A 23,083-nucleotide genomic window follows, 5' to 3' on the forward strand; every position below is an offset into this window, starting at 1 on the left:
CTTCAGCCCGCGTCGACCACCGTCCAAGTATCGTGACGTTGCTACAGCCGGGCAGATGGGGCACGCGGCACCAGGACGGAGAGGACGCCGGATGCAGGGACTTGTACTGCAACTGACGCGCGCCGGTTTCCTGATGTTGCTGTGGCTGTTCATCTGGTCGGTCTTGCGGATCCTTCGCACCGACATCTACGCGCCGACCGGCGCTGTCATGGTGCGCCGCGGTCTGACGCTGCGCGGAACGCTGTTGCCGGCGCGGCAGCGTGGTGGCGCGGCACGCTATCTCGTTGTCACCGAGGGCGCATTGTCCGGCGCGCGAATCACCTTGAGCGGCCAGCCGGTGCTGATCGGCCGGGCCGACGACTCTACGTTGGTACTCAACGACGACTACGCCTCGACGCGGCACGCGCGACTTTCCCAGCGAGGCTCGGAATGGTACGTCGAGGATCTAGGATCGACCAACGGTACATACCTTGACAGGGCGAAAGTGACGACGGCGGTACGGGTTCCCATTGGCACGCCGGTGAGTGTCGGCAAAACAGTGATTGAGTTGCGTCCGTGACTTTGGTCTTGCGCTACGCAGCGCGCAGCGATGTCGGCTTGGTTCGATCCAACAACGAAGACTCGGTGTACGCCGGTGCGCGCTTGCTGGCGCTCGCCGACGGCATGGGCGGTCACGCTGCCGGTGAAGTCGCGTCGCAGTTGGTGATTGCCGCGTTGGCCCACCTCGACGACGACGAGCCCGGCGGCGATCTACTGGCCAAACTCGATTCAGCGATCCACTCCGGAAATTCGGCGATCGCCGCCCAGGTCGAGATGGAGCCCGACCTCGAGGGCATGGGCACCACACTGACCGCAATCCTGTTCGCCGGCAACCGGATTGGGATGGCGCACGTCGGCGACTCGCGGGGCTACCTGATGCGCGACGGCGAGCTCACCCAGATCACCAAGGACGATACGTTCGTCCAGACGCTGGTCGACGACGGCCGCATCACCAAGGAAGAGGCCCACAGCCACCCGCAGCGGTCGCTGATCATGCGGGCGCTGACCGGTCACGAGGTCGAGCCGACGCTGACCATGCGCGAGGTCCGCCTCGGCGACCGTTATCTGCTTTGCTCCGATGGGCTTTCCGACCCGGTGAGCGACGAGACTATTCAGGATGCCCTGAAGATTCCCGACGTCACCGACAGCGCCGACCGGCTGATCGAGCTGGCGCTGCGCGGCGGCGGCCCCGACAATGTGACCGTGGTGGTGGCCGACGTCGTCGACAACGACTACGGCCCCACCCAGCCGATCATCGCGGGCGCGGTGTCCGGCGACTCCGGCGTTCACGATCAACTGACCCGGCCGAACACCTCCGCCGGACGCGCCTCGGCGTTCACTCCGCGGAAAGAAGTCACCAAACGTGTTCCGACGCAGATGGATTCGGCGCCGCCCGCACCGCGGTCGCGACGTCGCCTGCTGATCGGCGTCGCGCTGAGCACCTTGCTGGTGCTTGCGGCGCTGGCCGTCGGCCGCACGGTGATCCGCAGCTACTACTACGTCACCGACTACAGCGGCGCGGTGTCGATCATGCAGGGCGTGCAGGTGTCCATCCTGGGTGTGCCGCTGCACCAACCGTATTCGCAAGGTTGCCTGAACAGTCTCAACCAGCTGTCGGTGAACCGCTACGGCACCGCCGCCGCCAATCACGACTGCCGACCGATGAAGCCCTCCGATCTGGCCGAGTCGGCCCGCGCGCAGGTCGCCGCCGGGCTTCCAGTCGGAACGCTGGAGCAAGCCAACGCCCAACTGCGCAGGCTGGCTACCGAATCGCTGCTGCCGCTGTGCCCGCTGGCGCGCGCCCAGTCGCCGGCCCCCACCCCGACGCCCGTGCCGTCGGCCGCACCCGCGCCGGGCGCGGAAACCTCCGTCGCGCAAGAGCCTTCGGCGAGCACCTCGCCCGCGGTGCCGACGGCACCGGCCGCGCCCACCGTCACAGCACTATCCCCGCCGCCACCCCAGCCGGGCACCGACTGCCGGACTCCGGAATGACGACGCAGCCGCAGGCGCCCGTCACTGTCACACCCTCGTTGCCAAACCGGCGCAATGCCGAGCTGGCGCTGCTGTGTTTCGCGACAGTGATCACCGCCGCGGCGTTCGCCATCGTGCAGGCCAACCAGGAACGTGGGCTCAGCTGGCAGCTGTTCAGTTATACCGCCGGCTTCCTTGCGGTGTTCGCCGTCGCGCATCTGGCGATCAGACGCTATGCGCCATATGCGGATCCGCTGCTGTTGCCGATTGTGGCACTGCTCAACGGACTGGGTCTGGTGATGATCCATCGGCTCGATCTCGACGAGCGGCTGGCCGAGGGGAGTGGCCGCGCCGTCACCAACCCGCAGATCCTCTGGACGCTGGTCGGCGTCGGCGCTTTCTCCGCGGTGGTGATCTTGCTCAAGGACCACCGCCAACTCGCGCGCTACGGCTACGTATGCGGCCTGACCGGTCTGATCATCCTGGCCATCCCGGGTCTGCTGCCGAAATCGCTGTCCGAGCAGAACGGCGCCAAGATCTGGATTCGGTTGCCGGGCTTCTCGATTCAGCCCGCAGAGTTCTCGAAGATCTTGTTGTTGATTTTCTTCTCGGCCGTCCTGGTCGCCAAACGCGGACTGTTCACGAGCGCGGGCAAGCATGTGCTGGGGATGGACCTGCCCCGCCCCCGCGACCTCGCCCCGCTGCTGGGCGCATGGACCGCGTCGATAGCCGTGATGGTCTTTGAAAAGGACTTGGGCACTTCGCTTTTGCTGTACGCGTCCTTCCTCGTGGTCGTCTACCTGGCCACTCAACGGTTCAGCTGGGTGGTACTCGGGCTGGCGTTGTTCGCGCTCGGCAGCGTGCTGGCGTACTTCGCGTTCGGTCACGTCCGGGTCCGGGTGCAGACCTGGCTGGATCCGTTCGCCGATCCGGACGGCGCCGGCTACCAGATCGTGCAGTCGTTGTTCAGCTTCGCCACCGGGGGAGTGTTCGGCACCGGGCTGGGCAACGGGCAGCCGGACACGGTGCCCGCGGCCGCAACGGATTTCATCTCCGCTGCGTTCGGGGAGGAGCTTGGATTAGTGGGTCTGGCGGGCATTCTGATGCTCTACACGATCGTGATCGTCCGCGGGATGCGCACCGCGATCGCCGTGCGCGACAGCTTCGGCAAACTGCTCGCCGCGGGGCTGGCCTCCACCCTGGCGATCCAGCTGTTCATCGTCGTCGGCGGCGTCACCAACCTCATTCCGCTGACCGGGCTGACCACACCGTGGATGTCTTACGGCGGTTCGTCGTTGCTGGCCAACTATGTGCTGCTGGCCATCCTGGTGCGCATCTCCCACGCCGCCCGCCGTCCGTTCCGCTCGACGGCACGTAACACGTCGCCGATCGCCGGTGCCAACACCGAGGTAATCGAGCGGGTATGAACACCTCTCTACGCCGGATCTCAGTGACCGTGATGGCGCTGATCGTGCTGCTGCTGCTCAACGCCACCCTCACCCAAGTGTTCACGGCCGATGGGCTGCGGTCAGACCCGCGCAACCAGCGCGTGCTGTTCGACGAGTACTCCCGGCAGCGCGGTCAGATCACCGCCGGCGGCCAGCTGCTGGCGTATTCGGTGGCCACCGACAGCCGATTCCGTTTCCTGCGGGTGTATCCCAACGCCGCGGTCTACGCGCCGGTGACCGGGTTCTATTCACTGCGGTACTCCAGTTCCGGCCTGGAGCGGGCCGAGGATCCGTTGCTCAACGGGTCCGACCAGCGGCTATTCGGCCGGCGGCTGGCCGACTTCTTCACCGGCCGCGACCCGCGCGGTGGCACCGTGGACACCACCATCAGCCCGCGGATCCAGCAGGCCGGCTGGGACGCCATGCAGCAGGGCTGCAACGGGCCGTGCCGCGGCGCGGTCGTGGCGCTGGAGCCGTCGACCGGGAAGATCCTGGCGATGGTGTCCTCGCCGTCGTTCGATGCCAATCTGCTTGCCTCGCACGACCCGGAGCAGCAGGCCAAGACGTGGCAGCAACTTCGCGACGATCCGCACTCGCCCTTGATCAACCGCGCGATATCCCAGACCTATCCGCCGGGCTCGACATTCAAGGTGATCACCACCGCGGCCGCGCTGCAGAACGGCATGACCGAGGACGACGAGCTCACCGCGGCGGCGTCGATTCCGCTGCCGGACAGCACCGCCAGCCTGGAGAACTACGGCGGGACGCCGTGCGTCCCCGCCGAAACCGTCACGCTGCGTGAGGCATTCGCGCGGTCCTGCAACACCGCGTTTGTGCAGCTAGGCCTGCTGACCGGCACCGACGCGCTGCGCGGCATGGCCCAGTCGTTCGGCCTGGACCTGGTGCCCGAGCCGACGCCGCTGCAGGTCGCCGAGTCCACTGTCGGCCCGATTCCGGACGCCGCGGCGCTGGGCATGTCCAGCATCGGGCAGAAGGATGTCGCCTTGACGCCGCTGGAGAATGCGGTCGTTGCGGCTACCATCGCCAATGCCGGCATCAGCATGCAGCCCTACCTGGTCGACGGCCTGCAGGGACCTGACCTGGCTAACATCAGCACGACCGCGCCGCACCAACAGCGCCGTGCGGTGTCCCCGCAGGTCGCGGCTAAGCTGACTGAGTTGATGGTCGGCGCCGAGAATATGACACAGCAGAAAGGGGCGATCCCCGGCGTGCAGATCGCATCCAAAACTGGCACGGCAGAGCACGGCCCCGACCCGCGCCACACGCCGCCGCACGCGTGGTACATCGCGTTTGCGCCCGCGAAGGCTCCGAAGGTCGCCGTTGCGGTGCTCGTAGAGGGAACGGCAGACGGCGGCAGTCCATCGGCGACCGGAGGTGCGCTTGCCGCACCGATCGGGCGCGCCGTCATCGAGGCCGCGCTGCAGGGAGGACCATGAGCCCGCGAGTAGGTGTGACGCTGTCTGGCCGTTACCGGCTGCAGCGACTGATTGCCACCGGCGGCATGGGGCAGGTGTGGGAGGCCGTCGACAGTCGGCTGGGCCGACGGGTCGCGGTCAAGGTCCTCAAGGCTGAATTCTCGGAAGACTCCGAGTTCATCGAGCGTTTCCGAGTCGAGGCGCGCACGACGGCCATGCTCAATCACCCTGGAATCGCCAGCGTGCACGACTACGGCGAGACGCAGATGGACGGCGAAGGCCGCACCGCCTACTTGGTGATGGAGCTGGTCAACGGTGAGCCGCTGAACTCGGTGCTCAAGCGGACCGGACGGCTCTCGCTACGGCACACGCTGGACATGCTCGAGCAGACCGGCCGCGCGCTGCAGGTCGCGCACGCTGCCGGTTTGGTGCACCGGGACGTCAAGCCGGGAAACATCCTGATCACCCCGACCGGCCAGGTAAAGATCACCGATTTCGGTATCGCCAAGGCCGTCGACGCCGCGCCGGTGACCCAGACCGGCATGGTGATGGGCACTGCCCAGTACATCGCCCCCGAGCAGGCGCTGGGCCACGACGCGACGCCCTCGAGCGATGTGTATGCACTGGGAGTTGTTGGCTACGAAGCGGTTTCGGGTAAGCGGCCGTTCACCGGCGACGGCGCCCTAACCGTGGCGATGAAGCACATAAAAGAAGCCCCGCCACCGCTGCCGTCCGACTTGCCGCCGAACGTGCGCGAGCTGATCGAGATCACCCTGGTCAAGAACCCGGGCATGCGCTACCGCAGCGGGGGACCCTTCGCCGACGCGGTCGCCGCCGTTCGCGCCGGCCGCCGCCCGCCGCGGCCCAATCAGGGCGCCGGGGGAGCCCGCGCCACCCCGGCCGCCATCCCGTCGGGGTCGCAGACCCGGGCCGCCGCCGCGGCCACCACCCGAGCGCCCGCCGCGCGTCGCACGCGACCGACTACCGGCGGTCACCGCACCTCGCCGCCACGGCGCACCTTCTCGTCCGGTCAGCGCGCGCTGCTGTGGGCCGCCGGAGTACTGGGTGCGCTGGCGATCATCATCGCGATTCTCATCGTGATGAACTCGCACGGCAACAATTCGCAGCAGCAACCATCCGCACCTACCGTGACCGACACCGGCGCACCCCCCAGCAAGTCAGAGTCGGCTCCGGCGCATCCAACTAATTGGACGTATCGGGGGGACGCAGGTAATTCTAGAGGGCAATGCATCCTGCCCACACCCAGGCGGGCGTCCGCGCTGACCTTCTCGTGCGCGATGGCGTCCCAACACGAGAAACCGCGATGACGACCCCGCAGCACCTGTCCGACCGCTATGAACTTGGTGAAATCCTCGGCTTCGGTGGCATGTCCGAGGTCCACCTGGCTCGTGATGTCCGGTTACACCGGGACGTGGCGGTCAAGGTGCTGCGCGCCGATCTGGCCCGCGACCCCAGCTTCTACTTGCGGTTCCGCCGGGAGGCGCAGAACGCCGCCGCGCTCAACCATCCGGCGATCGTCGCGGTCTACGACACCGGCGAGGCCGAGACGACCGCCGGCCCGCTGCCCTACATCGTCATGGAGTACGTCAACGGGGTGACCCTGCGCGACATCGTCCACACCGACGGACCGATGACGCCGACAAGGGCCATCGAGGTCATCGCCGACGCCTGCCAGGCACTGAACTTCTCGCACCAGCACGGCATCATCCATCGCGACGTCAAGCCGGCCAACATCATGATCTCCCACACCAACGCGGTCAAGGTGATGGACTTCGGAATCGCGCGGGCGCTGTCCGACAGCGGTAACAGCGTCACCCAAACCGCCGCGGTCATCGGTACCGCGCAATATCTTTCGCCCGAGCAGGCCCGCGGCGACAGCGTCGACGCCCGCTCCGACGTCTACTCGCTGGGCTGTGTGCTCTACGAAATGCTCACTGGCGAACCGCCTTTCGTCGGTGATTCGCCGGTCGCGGTGGCCTACCAGCATGTCCGCGAAGACCCGGTTCCGCCGTCGCGGCGCTACGAGGGCATCTCCGGCGACCTGGACGCCGTCGTGCTCAAGGCGCTCGCGAAGAACCCGGAAAACCGCTACCAGACCGCCGCCGAGATGCGCACCGACCTGGTGCGGGTGCACAACGGGGAGCCACCCGAGGCGCCCAAGGTCTTCACCGAAGCCGAGCGCTCGTCGCTGATGACCGCCCCGCATTCGTCGGATTCGTCTGGATCGCAGACCAATCCGCTGCCTCGTCAGCAACTCGACTTCAACCGCCCGCGCAATCCCGGGTCGCTGAGCCGCTGGGTGATCGCCGTCGCAGTGCTGGCCGTGCTGACCGTCGCCGTCACGGTCCTGATCAACACCCTCGGCGGCGGCATGCGCAACGTGCAGGTGCCCGACGTCCGCAATCAGGCGTCCGCCGATGCGATCGCCGCGCTGCAGAACCACGGCTTCAAAACCCGCACCCAGCAGAAGCCCGATTCGACCGTCCCGCCGGACCACGTCATCGGCACCGATCCGGGTGCTGACACCAAAGTCGGTGCGGGCGAACTGATCACGGTCAACGTGTCCACCGGCCCCGAGCAGCGCGAGGTGCCCGACGTCTCCTCGTTGAGCTATTCAGCGGCGGTCAAGAAACTCAAGGCCGCCGGATTCAACCGCTTCAAGCAGGTGAACTCACCGTCGACACCGGAGACCAAAGACAAAGTCATCGGCACCAACCCGCCGGCCAATCAGACATCGGCGGTCACCAACGAGATCGCCGTGATCGTCGGGTCCGGTCCGTCGAGCAAGCAAGTTCCCGATGTCGGCGGGCAGAACGCCGACTCGGCGCAGAAGAACCTCACGGTCTACGGCTTCAGCAAGTTCAGCCAGGCGCCGGTGGACAGCCCGCGGCCGGCCGGCGACGTCATCGGCACCAATCCGCCTGCGGGAGCCAACGTACCGGTCGACACGATCATCGAACTGCAGGTCTCCAAGGGCAACCAATTCATCATGCCGGACCTGTCGGGCCTGGTGTGGACCGAAGCTGAGCCGCAACTACGCGCGCTGGGCTGGACCGGGATCCTGGTGAAGGGTTCCGACGTCGACGCGGGCGGGTCGCAGCACAACCGGGTGGTGTTCCAGAGCCCGAGCGCGGGTCAGGGTGCCAACCGGGACGGCAGCATCACGCTGAAGTTCGGTCAATAGCCCGCGAGTTCTCGGCGGAGTGCCGCACCGAGGCCAGGCTGTCCACCAGTTCGCTTTCCAGCTTGCGCACCAAGCCGTCATCGCGGACCTGTCCGCAGTCGACCAGCCAGTTGGCCAGCATCCGGTGCCCGCCCTCGGTGAGGATCGACTCGGGGTGGAACTGGACACCGTGAATCGGTAGCTCGGCGTGCCGAACGCCCATGATCACACCGCTTTCGGTGTGGGCGGTCACCTCCAACTCGGCGGGCAACGTCTCGGGCATGATCGTCAGCGAGTGATACCGGGTCGCGGTGAAGGGATCGGGAAGTCCTTGCAGCACATCGCTATTCGTGTGATACACGCTACTGGTCTTGCCGTGCAGGAGTTCGGGCGCCCGGTCGACGGTGGCACCGAACGCCACCCCGATGGCTTGGTGGCCGAGGCAGACCCCGAGCAGCGGGGTATGCGCTGCGGCACAGGCCCGCACCAGGTCGATCGATGCGCCCGCGCGCTCCGGGGTTCCCGGGCCGGGGCTCAGCAGGATCCCGTCCACCTCGGCGGCGATTGCTGCGCGGTCGGACAGCCGCGGATCGTCGTTGCGCCACACGGTTGCCTCGACACCCAACTGGCCGAGGTATTGCACCAGGTTGAAGACGAAGCTGTCGTAGTTGTCGACGACCAAGATCTGCATCGTGTCAGGTTACCGGTCCCTAACTGCAGGTGAGCTCAGTAAGTGATCGGGCCGGCAGGCTGCGCGAAGTGCATCCGCAGCGGCTCGTTGTGACCCACCACGTGGGCGTCGGCGACGGCGTGGTCGGCGTAGCCGAGTCCGAACCGCACCACGTATTGCTTGTAGAGGATCACCAAGGGAGCCCCGGCCAGTGCGGACTGCATGGCCGTGGCGTCGCCGATCGCGGTGATCGTGTACGGCGGGCTGTAGGTCCGGCCGTTGAGCAGCAGCGTGTTGCCCACGCAGCGGGCCACCGACGTGCCGATGATCCGCTGGTCCTGCATCTGGATGGCTTCCGCGCCGGCGCTCCACAACGCGTTGAGGACGGCCTGGATGTCCTGCTGATGCACGACCAGGTCGTCGGGGGAGGCGTCGCGGGGGAAGCGGCCGTTGGCGTCACGCTGTGCGTCGTTGAGCGTGACGGTCAGCCCCGGTCCGTGCGCTGGTTCCAGCCCCGCTTCACCGGCCAGCTCCGCCGACCGGCGCAACATCGCCGTCAGCGCCACGTTGGCGGACCGGCCGTGGCTGGAGTCGATGGTGTCGGCCAGCCGGTCCCGCTCGCCGGCCAGCCGGTCGACGGCGGATTGTTCGCTGCGGACCAGGTCGACAAGCCGGGGTGCGTCGCTGCGCCGGATCTCCCCACCGCGGGACACCCCGTGCGTCGCACCGATCATCAGACCTGCCAGCAGACACACCACCGGGACACCCACTCGCCACGGGGACGGTTTCGCCCGGTCGCCGCCGCGGCCGGAGGACAGCCGGGTGATCCGTCTGGCCATCGGCTCTCCATCCGCTGCTGCTGAGTGCGTTACGCTCGTCGTTGCCCTGCTCTGCCTACCGTAGCTCCGAGTTATACCCGAGGTAGAAATGCCCAAATCCAAAGTCCGCAAGAAGACTGACTTCGCGGCGAAAACGGTGAGCCGCACCCCGGTCAAGGTCAAGGCCGGCCCATCAAGCGTGTGGTTCGTGGTGCTGTTCTGCGGTTTGATGCTGATCGGTCTGATCTGGCTGATGGTGTTCCAGTTGGCGGCCACGGGCCCCGACGCGCCCTCGGTGCTGAACTGGATGGCGGAGCTGGGGCCGTGGAATTACGCCGTCGCGTTTGCCTTCATGATCAGCGGTCTGTTGCTCACGATGCGGTGGCGGTAGGTCGAGCCGCTCGCTGGCGCACCCGTGTTCGCTCTGCGGGGTTGCTGAGCCAGCAACCGGTGAGAGAGTAGATCACACGCGTGTAGTTCATCCCCATTGTGCATAGCGCCTGTGGATAACCGCATCGTTAGTGGTAGACCCTGTGAGGAGCCTCGTGCAGCAAACACAATGGGCGCCGTCCGTCATCGGAAACGCAGCGTGTGGACTCGTCGGCGTTGTGATGGCTACCGCATGTGTGACCGTTGGCACAGACGCCCCGGGGCGTCTTTTGCTGGGGATAGCCGCGGCCGGATTAATCGTGTTTGCGGCCGGGACGTGGCGCGCGCGGCCGAAGCTGGCAATCACCGAGGACGGCCTGCAGATCGGGGGCTGGTTGCGGACTCAGCGCCTGCGGCGACCCGACATCAAGATCATCCGGATCACCGAGTTCCGCCGGATCGGGCGCAAGATGCGCCTGCTCGAGATCGACGCCCACGACGGCCGGCTGTTCGTCTTGTCCCGATGGGATCTCGGCACCGACCCGCTGAACGTGCTCGACGCGCTGACCGCGCGCGGTTACGCGGGTACCTGAGTCAGCATTCGCATCCGCGAACCTGCTGCCAGGGTTGCAGCACTAAGAGATGGTGATCGACTCGATCACGACCGGGTCGGAGGGACGGTCGCCCGGGCCGGTAGCCGTGGTGGCGATGGCGTCCACAACACCTTGGGAGTTTGCATCGACGACCTCACCGAAGATGGTGTGCTTGCGGTTCAGGTGCGGCGTCTTGCCCACGGTGATGAAGAACTGCGAGCCGTTGGTGCCCGGTCCTGCGTTCGCCATCGCCAGCAGGTAGGGCTTGTCGAACTGCAACTCGGGGTGGAACTCGTCGGCGAACTTGTAGCCCGCATCGCCGCGGCCGGTGCCGGTCGGGTCGCCGCCCTGGATCATGAAGCCGCTGATCACCCGGTGGAAGATCACTCCGTCGTAGAACGGGCCGGAGCTGCCACCGGAGGCGTTCTCGGTCGAGTACTCCTTGGTGCCTTGGGCCAGGCCCACGAAGTTGGCGACGGTCTTGGGGGCGTGGTTTCCGAACAACGCGATCTTGATGTCGCCGCGGTTGGTGTGCAGCGTGGCAGTGGCGGTCTGAATCGGGCTGGTAGTCACGGGATCACAGTCTGCCATCACCGTCCGCCCCGCCAGACATCCGGTGCCGGTAGCCCGTGTGGCAGTCTGAACGTATTCCCGGGGCAGTGTTGCGAAAGGGCGAGAAATGGGCGCTGAGAACCACATCCGGCTGACCCCGCGGGAGCGGCTGAGCCGCGGTCTGACCTACACGGCGGTCGGTCCGGTGGACGTGACACGTGGTGTGGTCGGTCTCGGTGTGCACTCCGCCCAGGCCGGCGCCGCGAGTCTGCGTAAGCGCTATCAGGCGGGCCGGCTGGCCCGCGACATCCAGCAGGCCCAGGAGGCACTGGTCCACGAGCTGGCCGCCGCGCAGGAAGTGGTGACCGGCCTGCCTGAGGCCCTCGCCCAGGCCCGTCGCTCGCAACGCCGCAAGCCGCGGCCATGGGTGCTGGCTGGGGCCGCGGTGGTGGTGCTGGCGGCCGGCGGGGCCGCGTTCTCGATCATCCGCCGCTCATCGGAGCCCGAGCCGTCGCCGCTGCCGCCCAGCGTGGACGTCGACCACCGGCCCTGAGGAACCCGTGGGCTGGCGACGCTACGAGGGCAGGGCGCTGGCCGACGGCACCCTGACCGGCGAGGCACGCGACACCGAGCTGGAGGGGTTCATCCGGCTGGACAACTCGCACCTGTGCGACGTGCGGATGGAGAGCGCCACCGAGACCGACGGCTACGAGCGGTCGCGGCGGTGGTACGACGTGACCTACTGGGCCGATGACGGCGAGGGTGGCGACGAGTGGAACCCCGGAGACTCAGGCTCCTGACATCTGCCTGACCCAGGCGAATCGCGCTGCAGATGAAGGGGTTCCGCGCCGAAATCCCCAAACATAGGCAATTTGCCCCATGTGTGTACGCGTTCTGCCGGGCAATCTAGACGCGCTGGTGTCCTACCTTCGAGATTGGAACCTCCCATGCGCAGCAGCAGATCACGCACCGGAATGTGGATCGGTTTCGGCACGGCGGCCGTCGCCTTCGGGCTGGCGGCCACACTGTCGGCGGCCACCGCGCCGACCGCGCGTGCCGACGACTTCTCCGACATCCTCGCCGCCGTCGACGGAGACTATGCGGCCGGCCAGACCGCCTTCACGCTCGCTGATTCGTACTTCAACGTCAGCGGGGACTTCGCCCCCGGTCTGGCAGAGCTTTTCTATGGCCTCGATGACGACGTCCTGGGCGCGCCGGACAACCTGCTGCTGGGCACGGTGGAGGCGCTGACGGGCAATCCCATCGACGGCAGCCTCGCCTTCAACTTCGGGGTTCCACCCGATTTCACGTCCGGTGTGGCCGACGCCGAGGGTTTCTTCAACACCACGGTGCAAACTCTGCAGTCGGCGTCGGGATTCCTCGCCAGCGGCGATTACGTCGACGCGACCTACGCCGATCTCCTCGGCGGCGACTATTTCACCATCGCCCTGCAGGAGTTCCTCATCGGTGCGGCAGTGGCGTTCTGACCGCGATTCGGCTTGTGGAGCCTAGGAGATTCGAACTCCTGACATCTGCCTTGCAAAGGCGAATCTAGCCGCAGGTCAATGGTTTTCAGCGTAGCTGGCCCGCAGAAACACATCACTGTTGTTCACAGTAGTTACCTGTAACTGTGGTCAGATTGTGGCCAGTGCGTGGCCACGGCCAGAGCTTCAGTGGATCGTGAGATTGAAGACGTTCGCAACCGCGACCAATTCTGGGTCCGATTTCTCAATTGACTCCGCTTCGAGGAGCTCCGCGTTCGTTCCATCGAAGATCGCCCAGCATTCGTAATCCCCGTGCTTGGAAACGTATCTAATCCCGGAGTACAGGGGGCGGCCGTCGGTACCGGTGCGCGTATATGCCCATTCAGCGAACGCTCGAGTGAGCCGTCGATCAGATCCGCGGATAGTCGGAATGTCGAGGTTCTCCACGTGAAAGCGAGCCAACGCCAGTGGCATCTCCCGCTCTAGAACGCTTCGTGTGTCCTCATGCTCGATATCGAGGAATGGCAACGGGGCGGGCGTGGTGAGCTTGTACTTGCGCCGGGCTTCCCGCCAACTTGCAGGAATGCTGCCGGGGGGCATGAAACCGGTGTCCTTAGCTGCTGCGATCGCAACCGGGGAGCCAAGTTTCACCCGGTAGCGAGCAAGGGTTTCTGCGAAGCAACCGCGCACATCCGTGCTCGCATACAGCACACCGCCGCCTGGGACGTCGTAGCGATTGCCGTGCGGCCCCGCGGCGGTGATGGGGCTGATCTGGGCGAACCGCAACGAGTTATCGGTCGTCGCGATACGCCAGAGTTCACCCGGCGGCGTCACAGTGACGGCACCGGGTGAACTTGGTTCTATCGGATCGTCAGCCACCTACTCGAAAGGCCTTCGCTGCGACTAGGGCGTCCCGCAACCTGTCTTCCCTCAAGACGTCGGCTGGTGCTTGATCGTCGAGTTGTGGGTTCAACCCCATGAGCCACGCCCTAGCTACATGGTTTGAATCAGCCTGGGTGATCAGTTGGTAGATCCGGTAGGTCTCGCGCAGTCGTCGCTCCTCTTTATCCCCCGGGTGCTGCTCAGACCTACTCCACCGAGCCACGGTGCTTGGTGCCTTATCCGCGATGTATGCGGTGAGATGCGGTCCGATCTCGCTCTGCAAGAACGCCACGATGTCCCCGAATCGCAGCTCCACGCTTCGCTTGTGGGAACTGTCCTCGGCTGCGCTCCTGGTCTCGGCGCCAAGCACATTCCTGTCCGTCATTCCACTCATCTACCCTTCTGTCTGGCTGGCCCGGGCCAGCTTCGATACTGCCCACGATAGTGAAACGAACGACTTCCGCCAGAGATTCCGCCTCACTTCCGACGTAATTACGATCACCTTACGACCACATCGTGACATATACCCCGGATTTTGGCTTTTGAACGCGCCCAGCAGATGCTCCAGCAATCCGGGCCGAAACGAAGTTTCGGTTCCTGCTGGGTAGGCTCGCTCCTTTTGAACAGGGCGAGTCGCTGCGAGCCTACCCAGCAGGACCGACATTGCCTGTTCAGGCAGGTCAGAGGCGTGTCGTATGCAGCGTTATCGAAGTTGGCTAGCAAACACCGGGGAGGTCAGTGCGGTCGGTTTGGTCGGCCCCGCGAGTACGTTGCTTGCATGGACATCGGCATGCAGACGACACACTTCGGACCCTATTAACGTCCGCATCCGTGGGGCGCTCGGCCCGACAACCTTCCGCTGGCGGCCGCGGTGTGGGACAAAGCTCATCCGCCGCGGCTCTCCCGGGGCGGAGCGTTCGCTTTGCCGTGTGTCTCCCGCGAATCCCCTGGTCGACCGCGGCTAATCAGTTGACCTCTGGCGCCTAACCCGATGCGGGAAAACACCTAAGTGACAGCTACCAAAAACCGCTTACACTCTCGAGACCGCTCCTCCCCCAGGGGCGCTGGCACAAAGGAGAAAAGGAGAAGAAGCAGATGGCTGATCACTCCGGAGCAGGCCCAGATCACCGTGATCGACCTCAAAACCACGCTGATCGGCTGCGTTACGCGACCTGCAGTATTTCGGCGATAATTGGCCGCAGAGATCTCGGGTCGCCGACCTTGTTCATGGACAACGACCCGGCAAATGTGAAGGTATTCGCGCAGGTCAATGCTCTGCAGTTGCCGCGAGTTAGCGTGCGGAGCTGTCTCAGCCGGAAAGACGAAGCCGCTGCTCGCCGGGTCACGCCGCCCTCCCGGAGACCCCGCGCTGTCGGAAAAAATACGTGCAGTGACAGGGTCCGAAAACACCTTAAACTCAGATATACGCACAAACCGAGTAGAGGAGAAAGGGAGAGAAAGGGATACGCACGACCGAGTAGACGAGAAACGACCCGTGCGCGAACACGGGCCGTCTACTCGAACCCCACCGCACTGCTAAGAAACGACAGGAGTTCAAGTATGAGTCTATATCCGCGCGCAAGGGTACGTATCCTTCCGCGCCTGTTGGTACTGGCCCTGGCCGGCATCGCCGTCTGGGTGGCCCACCAAGATCAATCGCGAGAAGCAGTGGTGATGCTCGCGATCACCCTCGGCACGCCGCTGCTGGCCGCTGTCCGGCAACTCCGGGTGTCTGAGACGGGAACCCCGGCCAGGCGCGAAGAGTGGGTCCAGTTGGTACAAACCCTGGTCCTGCTCACAGCCGCAATCGCGCTCGCCGTCATCCTGCCGTGGGCAGCCGTATCCGTCGCCGTCGGCGCCGATGCGCTGGTGTTTCTAGGTGATGTGATCGACGAGTTCCGAAGCTGCCATTAATTAGCTGGGAAGGGCCGGGAACTAGATAGCTGTAGTCGACGTCCAAGTAAGTGATCGGGCCGCCTTACTCTCCAGGGCGGCCCGATTTACATACCTGACCGCTTCCGAGGAGCAGATCAATCACCTGTTGTTATCCCGAAGGCGTGAAATGATTGGCCCATGGCAGACGGTGGAATTTTCCAGATTATCTGGCCCGGAGTGTCGACATTGCTCGGCGCTATAGTCGGTGGCGGAGTAACTTTTTTGGCGAACATCCAAAAGAACTCGCAAGAGACAAGGGCGTCAAAGGATGCCCGTAAACGGGCCATTGAGGACCGCAGCTTCGCGGCGACGGTGGATTATCTCAAAGCTGCCCGGTTGCTTACAACTGCGATGGGAGTTTTGTGCTACGACGTTTATATCAAAGAACCACGGGAAAACGTACTCAAGGACAATGCAGAGGCTGACCAAGCAGCTTGGACTATCAGGCAGCCGCCCAAGTAGCTCACTTGACGCTGCCCCCAGATGCCACACCCGAATTCGATGACTACACGCAGTCGATCAAAGTTTATCTTGACGCGTCCCACGCGCAGGATCAATTATCTGGCGCCAATCACCAACTCAGGCTCAGAGACCGAACATGATGTGGACGGCTATGATGAAATGGTTCGGCTCCAAGACGATGTGTTCAAGAAACGTGACGCTTTCGTCAAAGTCGTGACAAAGCACTTTGATGACGGAGCCTGGTCCAACACTAGAATGGCAAACCGCTTCGATCCCTACAACGGCGAAGACGCGGCGGCGGCATGTCGGTGGGTCGAGGTAGAACGTCGCCGTGGCGGAACCGCACGACGACTTCCCAAACAACTTCGCGGGCGACCTCGTGCCCACCGAGCGCGGCTGGGTCGTGGTGCCACCGACCTGCTGCCCTGACGGCCACGCCTACAGCGATCCCGGCTGGAAAGTTGCTGCGGTCTGGTGCAGCTGCGGTGATCGCCATATGGAGTGGCGGTGTCATTGTGGCGCAACCCTTTACGCGCCGCAGCCGGGACAGGACTGCCGGCTCCGCGACCGAGGACCGGTGTCAGTATACGAAGACGAACAGCGGCACACCTAGCGGAAGAATTGATGGCCGAGGGTTCAGTGGGTTGAATCCGCACCTTGGGTGAGCAGCGCGACGTTGCATTGTATCTTCCGCCGGTGAACCACCCCGAGTGGAAACACAATCAAGCCCAACAGCACCACCACCACCCCGACAGCAGCCCCGCATACGCTGCTGCTCATCGCCGCCAACCAAATAGCTATACCGACAAAAAACAGCATCGCCAGCCAAATCCACCACTCCTCCCGCTTCAGCTGTGCACCGGTCTTTTGCCTCAGGTAAGCGTTCCCAATTCGGATCGCCGCATTCCGCACCGCGGCATCAGCAGGGACAACACCATCACTAACCGCAGCCAAAGCCTTCGAGCGTCCCCCCGCGTCGAGCCCGGCAACTGCCTCGGTCATCTCGGTATGCACAGACCGAACCGCAAAAGCCATAACAGTGCCGTACACGACGCTCGTGAAAAGAGTCGAGACAACAGCCGACGGGACGGTCTGTAAGCCGTCCGTAAGCGAGAAAAGCCCATACAACACGCCGAAGGAGGCGCCGTACACCAGGGCCCGCACCCAAAAAGGCTGCATCGCCAACCGAAGAAGCATGAGCCTCAGTATGCCGTCGCCAGCTCACAACCGAGCCGTAATCACATCAGATGCAGTGACTGTCATGCTTGTTGGGGCAGTGCTATTGCGGCGCATCGGTTTACGGCCCCCGCAGCCAGGGGTCGTCATCATGCTTCTCTCGGGGCATAGCTGCAGTGTTCAAACCACGGGGCGAGCTCGTTGCGCGGCCCGCGGCCCGCCAGATATGTGCCCGGATCATCTGGCAGCCAGTCGTCGGGATCAATCGTGCCCTCAAACCCGAGTGCCGTCGACAGCTTCTGCAGCACAACAGTCAGCTCATCCAGCCGGCTACGGTCACCGAGCGACGCACCCTTCGCGTGGATGTCCCAACGGAGGCGCTCCCACGCCGCCGCGACGCGGGAGGACGTAAAGACCACGTTCGGATCAACCGGTGCCATACCTCTATGCCGGCGATTTTCCCGGTCGAACGAGGCCCAATCCCAAATCTGCGCCGCATATTGCTCGACGGTCACGTAGGAACCCTTCATCGGATCTCCGCCGGAAGTCGATCCACCTCGGCGCCGAATCCATCCGCCAGCGCGGCTGGCGAAGCCAGCGGAATAGCCTTCGCAATCCGCACCAGATCGGCCCGCGCCTGCGCCATCGGCGTCAAGCCCGGATGCCGCACCACCACGTCACCACGACCGGGAACGAGGATTCCCCGCTCATCAACATCACTCTTGATGCGAAGATAGAGCGCAGTCGTCTCACAAAACAGACACAAGAGGTCTGGATCGATGTTGTGCCAGCGCCCATCCCGGAACAGCCTCTGCGACTGCCGGTCCCACACCGAGCGAGCAACCGAGTCCGGCGGACGCGGAGGATCGAAGACCCGGTCAGCAGACTTCCTCATTTCAACGCACTTGCCCTTGCCATCCAGAATTAATTACGCACACCGACGGCGGGATGCACTCGACTGGCTGGGTCGGGATGGGTCCTAGTGTCAGCCTCTCAACACCCCCCCTGACCTGCGGTCGGTCGTCGTCGGCGATCGGATTGGTGGTCATGCGTCACTCCTGCGGTGGTTGGGTTTGTCAGGCTGATTCGTTTGCTGTCAGGTGTCGGCGTGGCCGCCCATCTTCTCCACGTGCCAGCGGCAGATGGGACAGCGTCCCTGCCCGATCAGCCCAGTGAAGTGGTCGGAACGCTTCTGTTTCGGCGCGGGGGGAACGGCGGTGAGGTGACGGGTGTGGGGCATCGGGGTGCGGTGTTCTGGCGCCGTGTTTGGCGCTGTTGAACTGTCCGCCGAAGGTGGCAAATTCGTGGAAGGTGGCGTGCTAGGCGGCACAACATATTGGGTGCCACCTCCGCCACCTTCGGGGTATTTGGTGCCACCTTGGGGCGGTGTGCCACCTTCGTGCCGGATGGCTGCTGGACTCGAAGCACAAGCTGAAGCCTTCGACGCGTGCCCGCTATCAGGTGGTTTTGGACACGGCGCTCTCGAAGTACGCCCCCATGGCTCTTGGGGATATCAGTCGTCGCTTCGTCCGTGAATGGGTCGCCGACCTGGGTGTGGATCTGGCGCCGGCGTCAGTGCATAAAACGGTCGGGGTCCTGCGCCAGGTGCTGGCGATGGCAGTCGACGACAACCGGCTGATGGCAATCCGGTCGAGGGCGTGGAACTGCCCGCGATCAACACCGTGGAGCAACGGTTCTTGACGCTCGAGCAACTGCATGCCCTGGCCGACGCTGCCGACCAGCACCGGCCCCTGGTGTACGTCCTGGGAACCTGTGGTTTTCGGTTTGGAGAAGTAGCCGAACTGCGTTGGCGAGACATCAACCTGGACAAACTGAGCGTGCGGGTATCGCATTCGGTGACGCTGGTAGACAACACCTTTGTGGTCGGGTCGCCCAAAGGCGGGAAAGCGCGCACTGTGTCGCTGCCGGCATTCGTCGCTCAGCTCCTAACACCCGGGGATGGCGACGCCCTGGTCTTTCCGGATACGTCGGGAGGCTGGATGCGAGGGACGAATGTCCGGCGCCGCTGGTGGTCGCAGGCTGTTAAGGCCGCCGAGCTGTTCCCTCGCGCCGAGGGCGACTTGGTGGTGTACGACTTCAAGTTGCACGAGCTCCGGCACACCGCGGCGTCGCTGGCGATCCAAGCCGGAGCCAACATCAAGGTGCTGCAGAACATGCTCGGCCATGCGTCCGCGGGGCTCACTTTGGACCGCTACGGGCACCTCTACGGGTCCGACGTCGAGGCTGTCGGAGTGGCCATCACGCGCTTTTAACTCGCGATTGTGGTCAAAATGTGGTCAGCCAGAGCGCGTAACCCATACTTAGGTTTAAAACCCTAGTATCTGACCAGCAGTTTTCCTTGTGGAGCCTAGGAGATTCGAACTCCTGACATCTGCCTTGCAAAGGCAGCGCTCTACCAACTGAGCTAAGGCCCCTGATGTTGATCTTTGGGGTGCCGACCATCGACCTGGTCGGCAGCCATATGCCACACCTCGACGCTCTGCCGAGACCGGACGACCACCGCCAGCACCGCGATGGCTGCCAGCGGCAGTACCAGTCTCACGTAACGTCTTGGCGAACACATGGTTGTGGGCCTAGGAGGACTCGAACCTCCGACCTCTTCGTTATCAGCGAAGCGCTCTAACCACCTGAGCTATAGGCCCGCGCACGCACACGGACGAGCGCCGAGATTACCGCACTCGCGGGTCTGCACCCAAAACGCTAGTCCCGGTCGGCCAGCGTCACCTCGACGCCGCCGATCAAGTCGGTCGTCAAGTTGTAGATGAACGCGCCGATGGTGGCCGCGGCGGTGAGCAGAACGATGTTCACCAGTCCGACCAGGATGGCGCCCCCGAAGATCGTCCCGCTGGACACCAACTCGGCGCTGCCGCCGGAGTTGTTCAACAGATCGCCGACGTTGCTATTGAGCTTGCTCCACACCCCCATGCCGCCGAGCACCAGGTACAGGAATGCCACCGCGATCATCCAGACGAAGAACAACGCCACCGACAGCACCAGCGACACCTTGAGCGTGCTCCACGGATCGACGCGGCGGATCTGCATGCTGGCCCGGACCGGGCCGGGGTTCCGCGACGACACCTGGATCCGGGCTTCCGAACGAACCGGCGCGGTCATCGTGTCGCCCGCACGATCCCCGGCCGACTTCCGTTGCGTGCCACGGGGAATCGGGCCGGATAGGTCGGGAAGTTCACTGGCGTACGCATCGTTGTCTCGGCTCTCGTTAGGCACGGGCTCGGCCTCGGACGGTGGGGTTTTGGCTGCGCCCGGCGCGGCAGTGCCGGAGATGAAGCGGTTCAGCCGTGCCTCGGCGTTGGGGGTGGCGCCGCGGCCGGGCTGACGGGGCGGCGACGGGCGGGCAGCGGGCCGCTGCCGCGGCGTCGCGGCCGTATTCGCGCCAGTCCCATTCGGGCTGTCGCCCGGTCCGGAGTAGCCCGGCTCGTTCGGTGACGTCACACCCACAGCTCCTAACTGTGCAACCAGCCGCCGAGGCGGTCGGCGATCGCTTACGCCTCGGACTCGACGTCCGACTCGTCGTCAGCCTCTTCAGCGTTGCGCGCAATGGCTAACAGTGTGTCGCCCTCGCCCAAGTTCATCAACCGAACACCCTTGGTCTGCCGCCCGGCCTTGCGAACCTGCTTGGCTTTCGTCCGGATCACCCCACCACCGGAGGTGATCGCGAACACCTCGCTGTCGTCGTCGACGATCAGCGCTCCCACGAGCTTGCCACGACGGATGTCGTACTGGATCGTCAAGATGCCTTTCCCGCCGCGGCCCTGGGCGGTGTACTCCTCGATCGCGGTGCGCTTGGCATAGCCGCCGGCGGTGGCGACAAGCAGGTATGTGCCTTCCCGGACGACATTGAGCGACAGCAGATAATCGTCGGCGTTGAACCGCATGCCCTGCACACCCGAGGTCGCCCGGCCCATCGGCCGCAGGGCGTCGTCGGTCGCCGAGAAGCGGATCGACTGGCCGTTGGCCGAGACCAGTAGCAGGTCTTCCTCCGACGAGCACAGCACCGCCCCGACCAGTTCGTCAGCATCACGCAGGTTGACCGCGACGATGCCGCCGGACCGGTTCGAGTCGAAGTCGGTCAGCTTGGTCTTCTTGACCAGCCCGTTGCGGGTGGCCAGCACCAGGTAGGGCGCGTCTTCGTAGCTCTTGATCTGGATGACCTGGGCGATGCGCTCCTCGGGCTGGAAGGCCAGCAGGTTGGCGACGTGCTGTCCGCGCGCGATCCGGGAGGCCTCCGGCAAGTCATACGCCTTTGCCCGATAGACCCGGCCCTGGGTGGTGAAGAACAAGATCCAGTCGTGGGTTGAGCACACGAAGAAGTGCCGCACGATGTCGTCCTGCTTCAGCCCAGCGCCCTGAACACCCTTGCCGCCGCGTTTCTGGCTGCGGTACAGGTCGGTCTTGGTGCGCTTGGCGTACCCGGTTTCGGTGATCGTGACGACGACGTCCTCGCGGGTGATCAGGTCCTCGTCGCTGACATCGCCGTCGGCGGCGATGATCCGGGTGCGGCGGTCATCGCCGTGCTTGTCGGCGATCTCGGCGAGTTCGTCGCGCACGATCGCGCGCTGCCGTTCCGGCTTGGCCAGGATGTCTTCCAGATCGGCGATCTCGGCCTCGATCTTGGCCAGGTCGTCGATGATGCGCTGACGCTCCAGGGCGGCGAGCCGGCGCAACTGCATGTCCAAGATCGCCTGCGACTGGATTTCGTCGATGTCGAGCAGCTCGATCAGGCCGGCCCGGGCGATGTCGACGGTCTGCGACGCGCGGATCAACGCGATCACTTCGTCAAGTGCGTCAAGGGCTTTCACCAAACCGCGCAAGATGTGTGCGCGCTCGTTGGCCTTACGCAACCGGTAGGTGGTGCGCCGGATGATCACGTCGAGTTGGTGTTCGACGTAGTAGCGGATCATCTGGTCGATGCGCAGCGTGCGGGGGACACCGTCGACGATCGACAGCATGTTGGCGCCGAAGCTGGTCTGCAGCTGGGTGTGCTTGTAAAGGTTGTTCAGCACCACCTTGGCGACGGCGTCGCGCTTGATCTCCACGACGATGCGCAGGCCGACACGGTCGCTGCTCTGGTCCTCGATGTTCGAGATGCCCGCCAACTTCCCGTCGCGGACCTGATCGGCGATTGAGGTGATGAAGTTGTCGTGGTTGACCTGATACGGCAGTTCGGTGATGACGATCGAGGTGCGCCCGCGCGAATCCTCTTCTACCTCAACGACTCCGCGCATCCGGATGGAACCGCGGCCGGTGGTGTAGGCGTCGTGGATGCCCTGCGATCCGACGATCAGGCCGTGGGTGGGGAAGTCCGGGCCCTTGACCCGCTCGCAGACCGCGGCCAGCGTAGCTTCCTCGTCGGCCTCGTGATTTTCCAGGCACCAGTAGACGGCCTCGGCCAGCTCGCGCAGGTTGTGCGGTGGGATGTTAGTGGCCATACCGACGGCGATGCCGCCGGATCCGTTGGCCAACAGGTTCGGGAACCGGCTGGGCAGAACCGTCGGCTCCTGCACACGCCCGTCGTAGTTCGGGATGAAATCGACTGTCTCCTCGTCGATTTCACGCAGCATCTCCATTGCCAGCGGAGTAAGCCGGGCTTCGGTGTACCGCATGGCTGCCGGCGGATCGTTGCCTGGCGAACCGAAGTTGCCCTGCCCGTCGACGAGCGGGTACCGCAGCGACCACGGCTGCGCCATCCGCACCAGGGTGTCGTAGATCGACGAGTCCCCGTGCGGATGATAGTTGCCCATCGTCTCGGCAACGGAGCGTGCGGATTTCGCGTGGCCGCGGTCCGGGCGGAAGCCGGAGTCGAACATCGCGTACAGCACCCGGCGGTGTACCGGCTTGAGGCCGTCACGCACTTCGGGCAACGCGCGGCCGACGATCACGCTCATGGCGTAGTCGATGTAGCTGCGCTGCATCTCGTGCTGAATGTCCACCGGTTCGATGCGGTCGCCGGCTTCGTCGCTCGGCGGCAAAGTGGTGTCAGTCATGTGATCCTTCGGTCGCTAGAACTAGCCGTCTCGATTTC

25 protein-coding genes and 2 tRNA genes are annotated in these 23,083 nt (G+C 64.7%); 15 read left to right on the forward strand and 12 right to left on the reverse strand.

Annotation, left to right across the window (positions count from 1 at the left end; genetic code table 11):
* Positions 1–91 precede the first annotated feature (91 nt).
* Genes ACQY5A_RS07650 through pknB form a run of 6 tightly spaced genes read left to right on the forward strand, consistent with a single transcriptional unit; the run spans position 92 to position 8,099 of the window.
* Positions 92–559 (forward strand): FHA domain-containing protein FhaB/FipA, encoded by a 468-nt coding sequence (locus ACQY5A_RS07650; RefSeq protein WP_428339770.1) that lies wholly within the window; start codon positions 92–94, stop codon positions 557–559.
* Positions 556–2,031: a protein phosphatase 2C domain-containing protein gene (locus tag ACQY5A_RS07655; protein WP_428339771.1), complete on the forward strand. Its 1,476-nt coding sequence runs from the start codon at positions 556–558 to the stop codon at positions 2,029–2,031. The genes ACQY5A_RS07650 and ACQY5A_RS07655 overlap by 4 nt, the downstream gene beginning before the upstream one ends.
* On the forward strand, positions 2,028–3,437 hold the full coding sequence (locus ACQY5A_RS07660; protein WP_428339772.1) for an FtsW/RodA/SpoVE family cell cycle protein: 1,410 nt from the start codon (positions 2,028–2,030) through the stop codon (positions 3,435–3,437). Before ACQY5A_RS07655 ends, ACQY5A_RS07660 begins: the two co-directional genes overlap by 4 nt.
* The gene (pbpA, locus tag ACQY5A_RS07665) at positions 3,434–4,915 is read left to right on the forward strand and encodes a D,D-transpeptidase PbpA (protein WP_428339773.1); all 1,482 of its coding nucleotides are present in this window, start codon (positions 3,434–3,436) and stop codon (positions 4,913–4,915) included. Before ACQY5A_RS07660 ends, pbpA begins: the two co-directional genes overlap by 4 nt.
* Entirely contained in the window at positions 4,912–6,222 is a 1,311-nt protein-coding gene (locus tag ACQY5A_RS07670; RefSeq protein ID WP_428339774.1) for a serine/threonine-protein kinase, read from the forward strand. The genes pbpA and ACQY5A_RS07670 overlap by 4 nt, the downstream gene beginning before the upstream one ends.
* Entirely contained in the window at positions 6,219–8,099 is a 1,881-nt protein-coding gene (gene pknB, locus ACQY5A_RS07675; protein ID WP_428339775.1) for a Stk1 family PASTA domain-containing Ser/Thr kinase, read from the forward strand. The genes ACQY5A_RS07670 and pknB overlap by 4 nt, the downstream gene beginning before the upstream one ends.
* On the opposite strand, the gene ACQY5A_RS07680 is transcribed toward pknB, so the two are convergent.
* Together ACQY5A_RS07680 and ACQY5A_RS07685 are read right to left on the reverse strand one after the other, a co-directional pair.
* The gene (locus ACQY5A_RS07680; protein ID WP_428339776.1) at positions 8,077–8,769 is read right to left on the reverse strand and encodes an aminodeoxychorismate/anthranilate synthase component II; all 693 of its coding nucleotides are present in this window, start codon (positions 8,767–8,769) and stop codon (positions 8,077–8,079) included. The two genes, pknB and ACQY5A_RS07680, sit on opposite strands and share 23 nt — an antisense overlap.
* Positions 8,770–8,804: 35 nt before the next feature.
* Complete coding sequence (locus ACQY5A_RS07685; protein WP_428339777.1) at positions 8,805–9,587, reverse strand: DUF881 domain-containing protein; 783 nt, start codon at positions 9,585–9,587, stop codon at positions 8,805–8,807.
* An 88-nt stretch (positions 9,588–9,675) separates the two neighbouring features.
* Here ACQY5A_RS07685 and crgA point away from each other — a divergent pair, with 88 nt between their 5' ends.
* Positions 9,676–9,957: a cell division protein CrgA gene (crgA, locus tag ACQY5A_RS07690; protein WP_428339778.1), complete on the forward strand. Its 282-nt coding sequence runs from the start codon at positions 9,676–9,678 to the stop codon at positions 9,955–9,957.
* A gap of 154 nt (positions 9,958–10,111) precedes the next feature.
* Positions 10,112–10,528 (forward strand): PH domain-containing protein, encoded by a 417-nt coding sequence (locus ACQY5A_RS07695; RefSeq protein WP_428339779.1) that lies wholly within the window; start codon positions 10,112–10,114, stop codon positions 10,526–10,528.
* A 42-nt stretch (positions 10,529–10,570) separates the two neighbouring features.
* Here ACQY5A_RS07695 and ACQY5A_RS07700 read toward each other — a convergent pair whose 3' ends face one another.
* The gene (locus ACQY5A_RS07700; RefSeq protein ID WP_428339780.1) at positions 10,571–11,119 is read right to left on the reverse strand and encodes a peptidylprolyl isomerase; all 549 of its coding nucleotides are present in this window, start codon (positions 11,117–11,119) and stop codon (positions 10,571–10,573) included.
* 88 nt (positions 11,120–11,207) lie between these two features.
* Here ACQY5A_RS07700 and cwsA point away from each other — a divergent pair, with 88 nt between their 5' ends.
* From cwsA to ACQY5A_RS07715, 3 genes are all read left to right on the forward strand, one after another.
* A complete protein-coding gene (gene cwsA, locus ACQY5A_RS07705; protein ID WP_428339781.1) occupies positions 11,208–11,633 on the forward strand; it encodes a cell wall synthesis protein CwsA in 426 nt (141 codons plus the stop codon).
* Positions 11,634–11,640: 7 nt separating this feature from the next.
* On the forward strand, positions 11,641–11,880 hold the full coding sequence (locus ACQY5A_RS07710; RefSeq protein ID WP_428339783.1) for a hypothetical protein: 240 nt from the start codon (positions 11,641–11,643) through the stop codon (positions 11,878–11,880).
* Between the two features lie 147 nt (positions 11,881–12,027).
* Positions 12,028–12,567, forward strand: a complete 540-nt coding sequence (locus tag ACQY5A_RS07715; RefSeq protein WP_428339784.1) for a hypothetical protein — start codon at positions 12,028–12,030, stop codon at positions 12,565–12,567.
* Positions 12,568–12,750: 183 nt separating this feature from the next.
* Here ACQY5A_RS07715 and ACQY5A_RS07720 read toward each other — a convergent pair whose 3' ends face one another.
* Positions 12,751–13,443, reverse strand: coding sequence for an RES family NAD+ phosphorylase (locus ACQY5A_RS07720; RefSeq protein WP_428339785.1), 693 nt, complete (start codon positions 13,441–13,443; stop codon positions 12,751–12,753).
* Positions 13,436–13,831, reverse strand: coding sequence for a hypothetical protein (locus ACQY5A_RS07725; protein WP_428339786.1), 396 nt, complete (start codon positions 13,829–13,831; stop codon positions 13,436–13,438). Before ACQY5A_RS07725 ends, ACQY5A_RS07720 begins: the two co-directional genes overlap by 8 nt.
* 1,175 nt (positions 13,832–15,006) lie before the next feature.
* On the opposite strand from ACQY5A_RS07725, the gene ACQY5A_RS07730 reads away from it, so the two are divergent.
* Positions 15,007–15,360: a hypothetical protein gene (locus ACQY5A_RS07730; RefSeq protein WP_428339787.1), complete on the forward strand. Its 354-nt coding sequence runs from the start codon at positions 15,007–15,009 to the stop codon at positions 15,358–15,360.
* 159 nt (positions 15,361–15,519) lie between these two features.
* Positions 15,520–15,843 carry a hypothetical protein gene (locus ACQY5A_RS07735; RefSeq protein ID WP_428339788.1) on the forward strand — a complete coding sequence of 108 codons (324 nt, stop codon included), beginning with the start codon at positions 15,520–15,522 and terminating at the stop codon, positions 15,841–15,843.
* A 636-nt stretch (positions 15,844–16,479) separates the two neighbouring features.
* Here ACQY5A_RS07735 and ACQY5A_RS07740 read toward each other — a convergent pair.
* From ACQY5A_RS07740 to ACQY5A_RS07750, 3 genes are all read right to left on the reverse strand, one after another.
* Positions 16,480–17,040 carry a hypothetical protein gene (locus tag ACQY5A_RS07740; protein ID WP_428339789.1) on the reverse strand — a complete coding sequence of 187 codons (561 nt, stop codon included), beginning with the start codon at positions 17,038–17,040 and terminating at the stop codon, positions 16,480–16,482.
* 128 nt (positions 17,041–17,168) lie between these two features.
* Entirely contained in the window at positions 17,169–17,534 is a 366-nt protein-coding gene (locus ACQY5A_RS07745) for a hypothetical protein (protein ID WP_428339790.1), read from the reverse strand.
* An 11-nt stretch (positions 17,535–17,545) separates the two neighbouring features.
* A complete protein-coding gene (locus tag ACQY5A_RS07750; protein WP_428339791.1) occupies positions 17,546–17,851 on the reverse strand; it encodes a P27 family phage terminase small subunit in 306 nt (101 codons plus the stop codon).
* A 554-nt stretch (positions 17,852–18,405) separates the two neighbouring features.
* On the opposite strand from ACQY5A_RS07750, the gene ACQY5A_RS07755 reads away from it, so the two are divergent.
* Together ACQY5A_RS07755 and ACQY5A_RS07760 are read left to right on the forward strand one after the other, a co-directional pair.
* Positions 18,406–18,720 carry a hypothetical protein gene (locus tag ACQY5A_RS07755; protein WP_428339792.1) on the forward strand — a complete coding sequence of 105 codons (315 nt, stop codon included), beginning with the start codon at positions 18,406–18,408 and terminating at the stop codon, positions 18,718–18,720.
* Positions 18,678–19,292, forward strand: a complete 615-nt coding sequence (locus ACQY5A_RS07760) for a site-specific integrase (protein ID WP_428339793.1) — start codon at positions 18,678–18,680, stop codon at positions 19,290–19,292. Before ACQY5A_RS07755 ends, ACQY5A_RS07760 begins: the two co-directional genes overlap by 43 nt.
* An 89-nt stretch (positions 19,293–19,381) precedes the next feature.
* On the opposite strand, the gene ACQY5A_RS07765 is transcribed toward ACQY5A_RS07760, so the two are convergent.
* The 4 genes from ACQY5A_RS07765 to gyrA form a co-directional block, all read right to left on the reverse strand.
* Positions 19,382–19,454, reverse strand: a tRNA-Ala gene (locus tag ACQY5A_RS07765).
* Between the two features lie 154 nt (positions 19,455–19,608).
* Positions 19,609–19,682, reverse strand: a tRNA-Ile gene (locus ACQY5A_RS07770).
* 58 nt (positions 19,683–19,740) lie between these two features.
* A complete protein-coding gene (locus tag ACQY5A_RS07775) occupies positions 19,741–20,493 on the reverse strand; it encodes a DUF3566 domain-containing protein (RefSeq protein ID WP_428339794.1) in 753 nt (250 codons plus the stop codon).
* Between the two features lie 50 nt (positions 20,494–20,543).
* Entirely contained in the window at positions 20,544–23,045 is a 2,502-nt protein-coding gene (gene gyrA / locus ACQY5A_RS07780) for a DNA gyrase subunit A (RefSeq protein WP_428339795.1), read from the reverse strand.
* Between the last annotated feature and the right edge of the window lie 38 nt (positions 23,046–23,083).

This window comes from Mycobacterium sp. (assembly GCF_965277065.1).
Taxonomy (GTDB): Bacteria; Actinomycetota; Actinomycetes; order Mycobacteriales; family Mycobacteriaceae; genus Mycobacterium.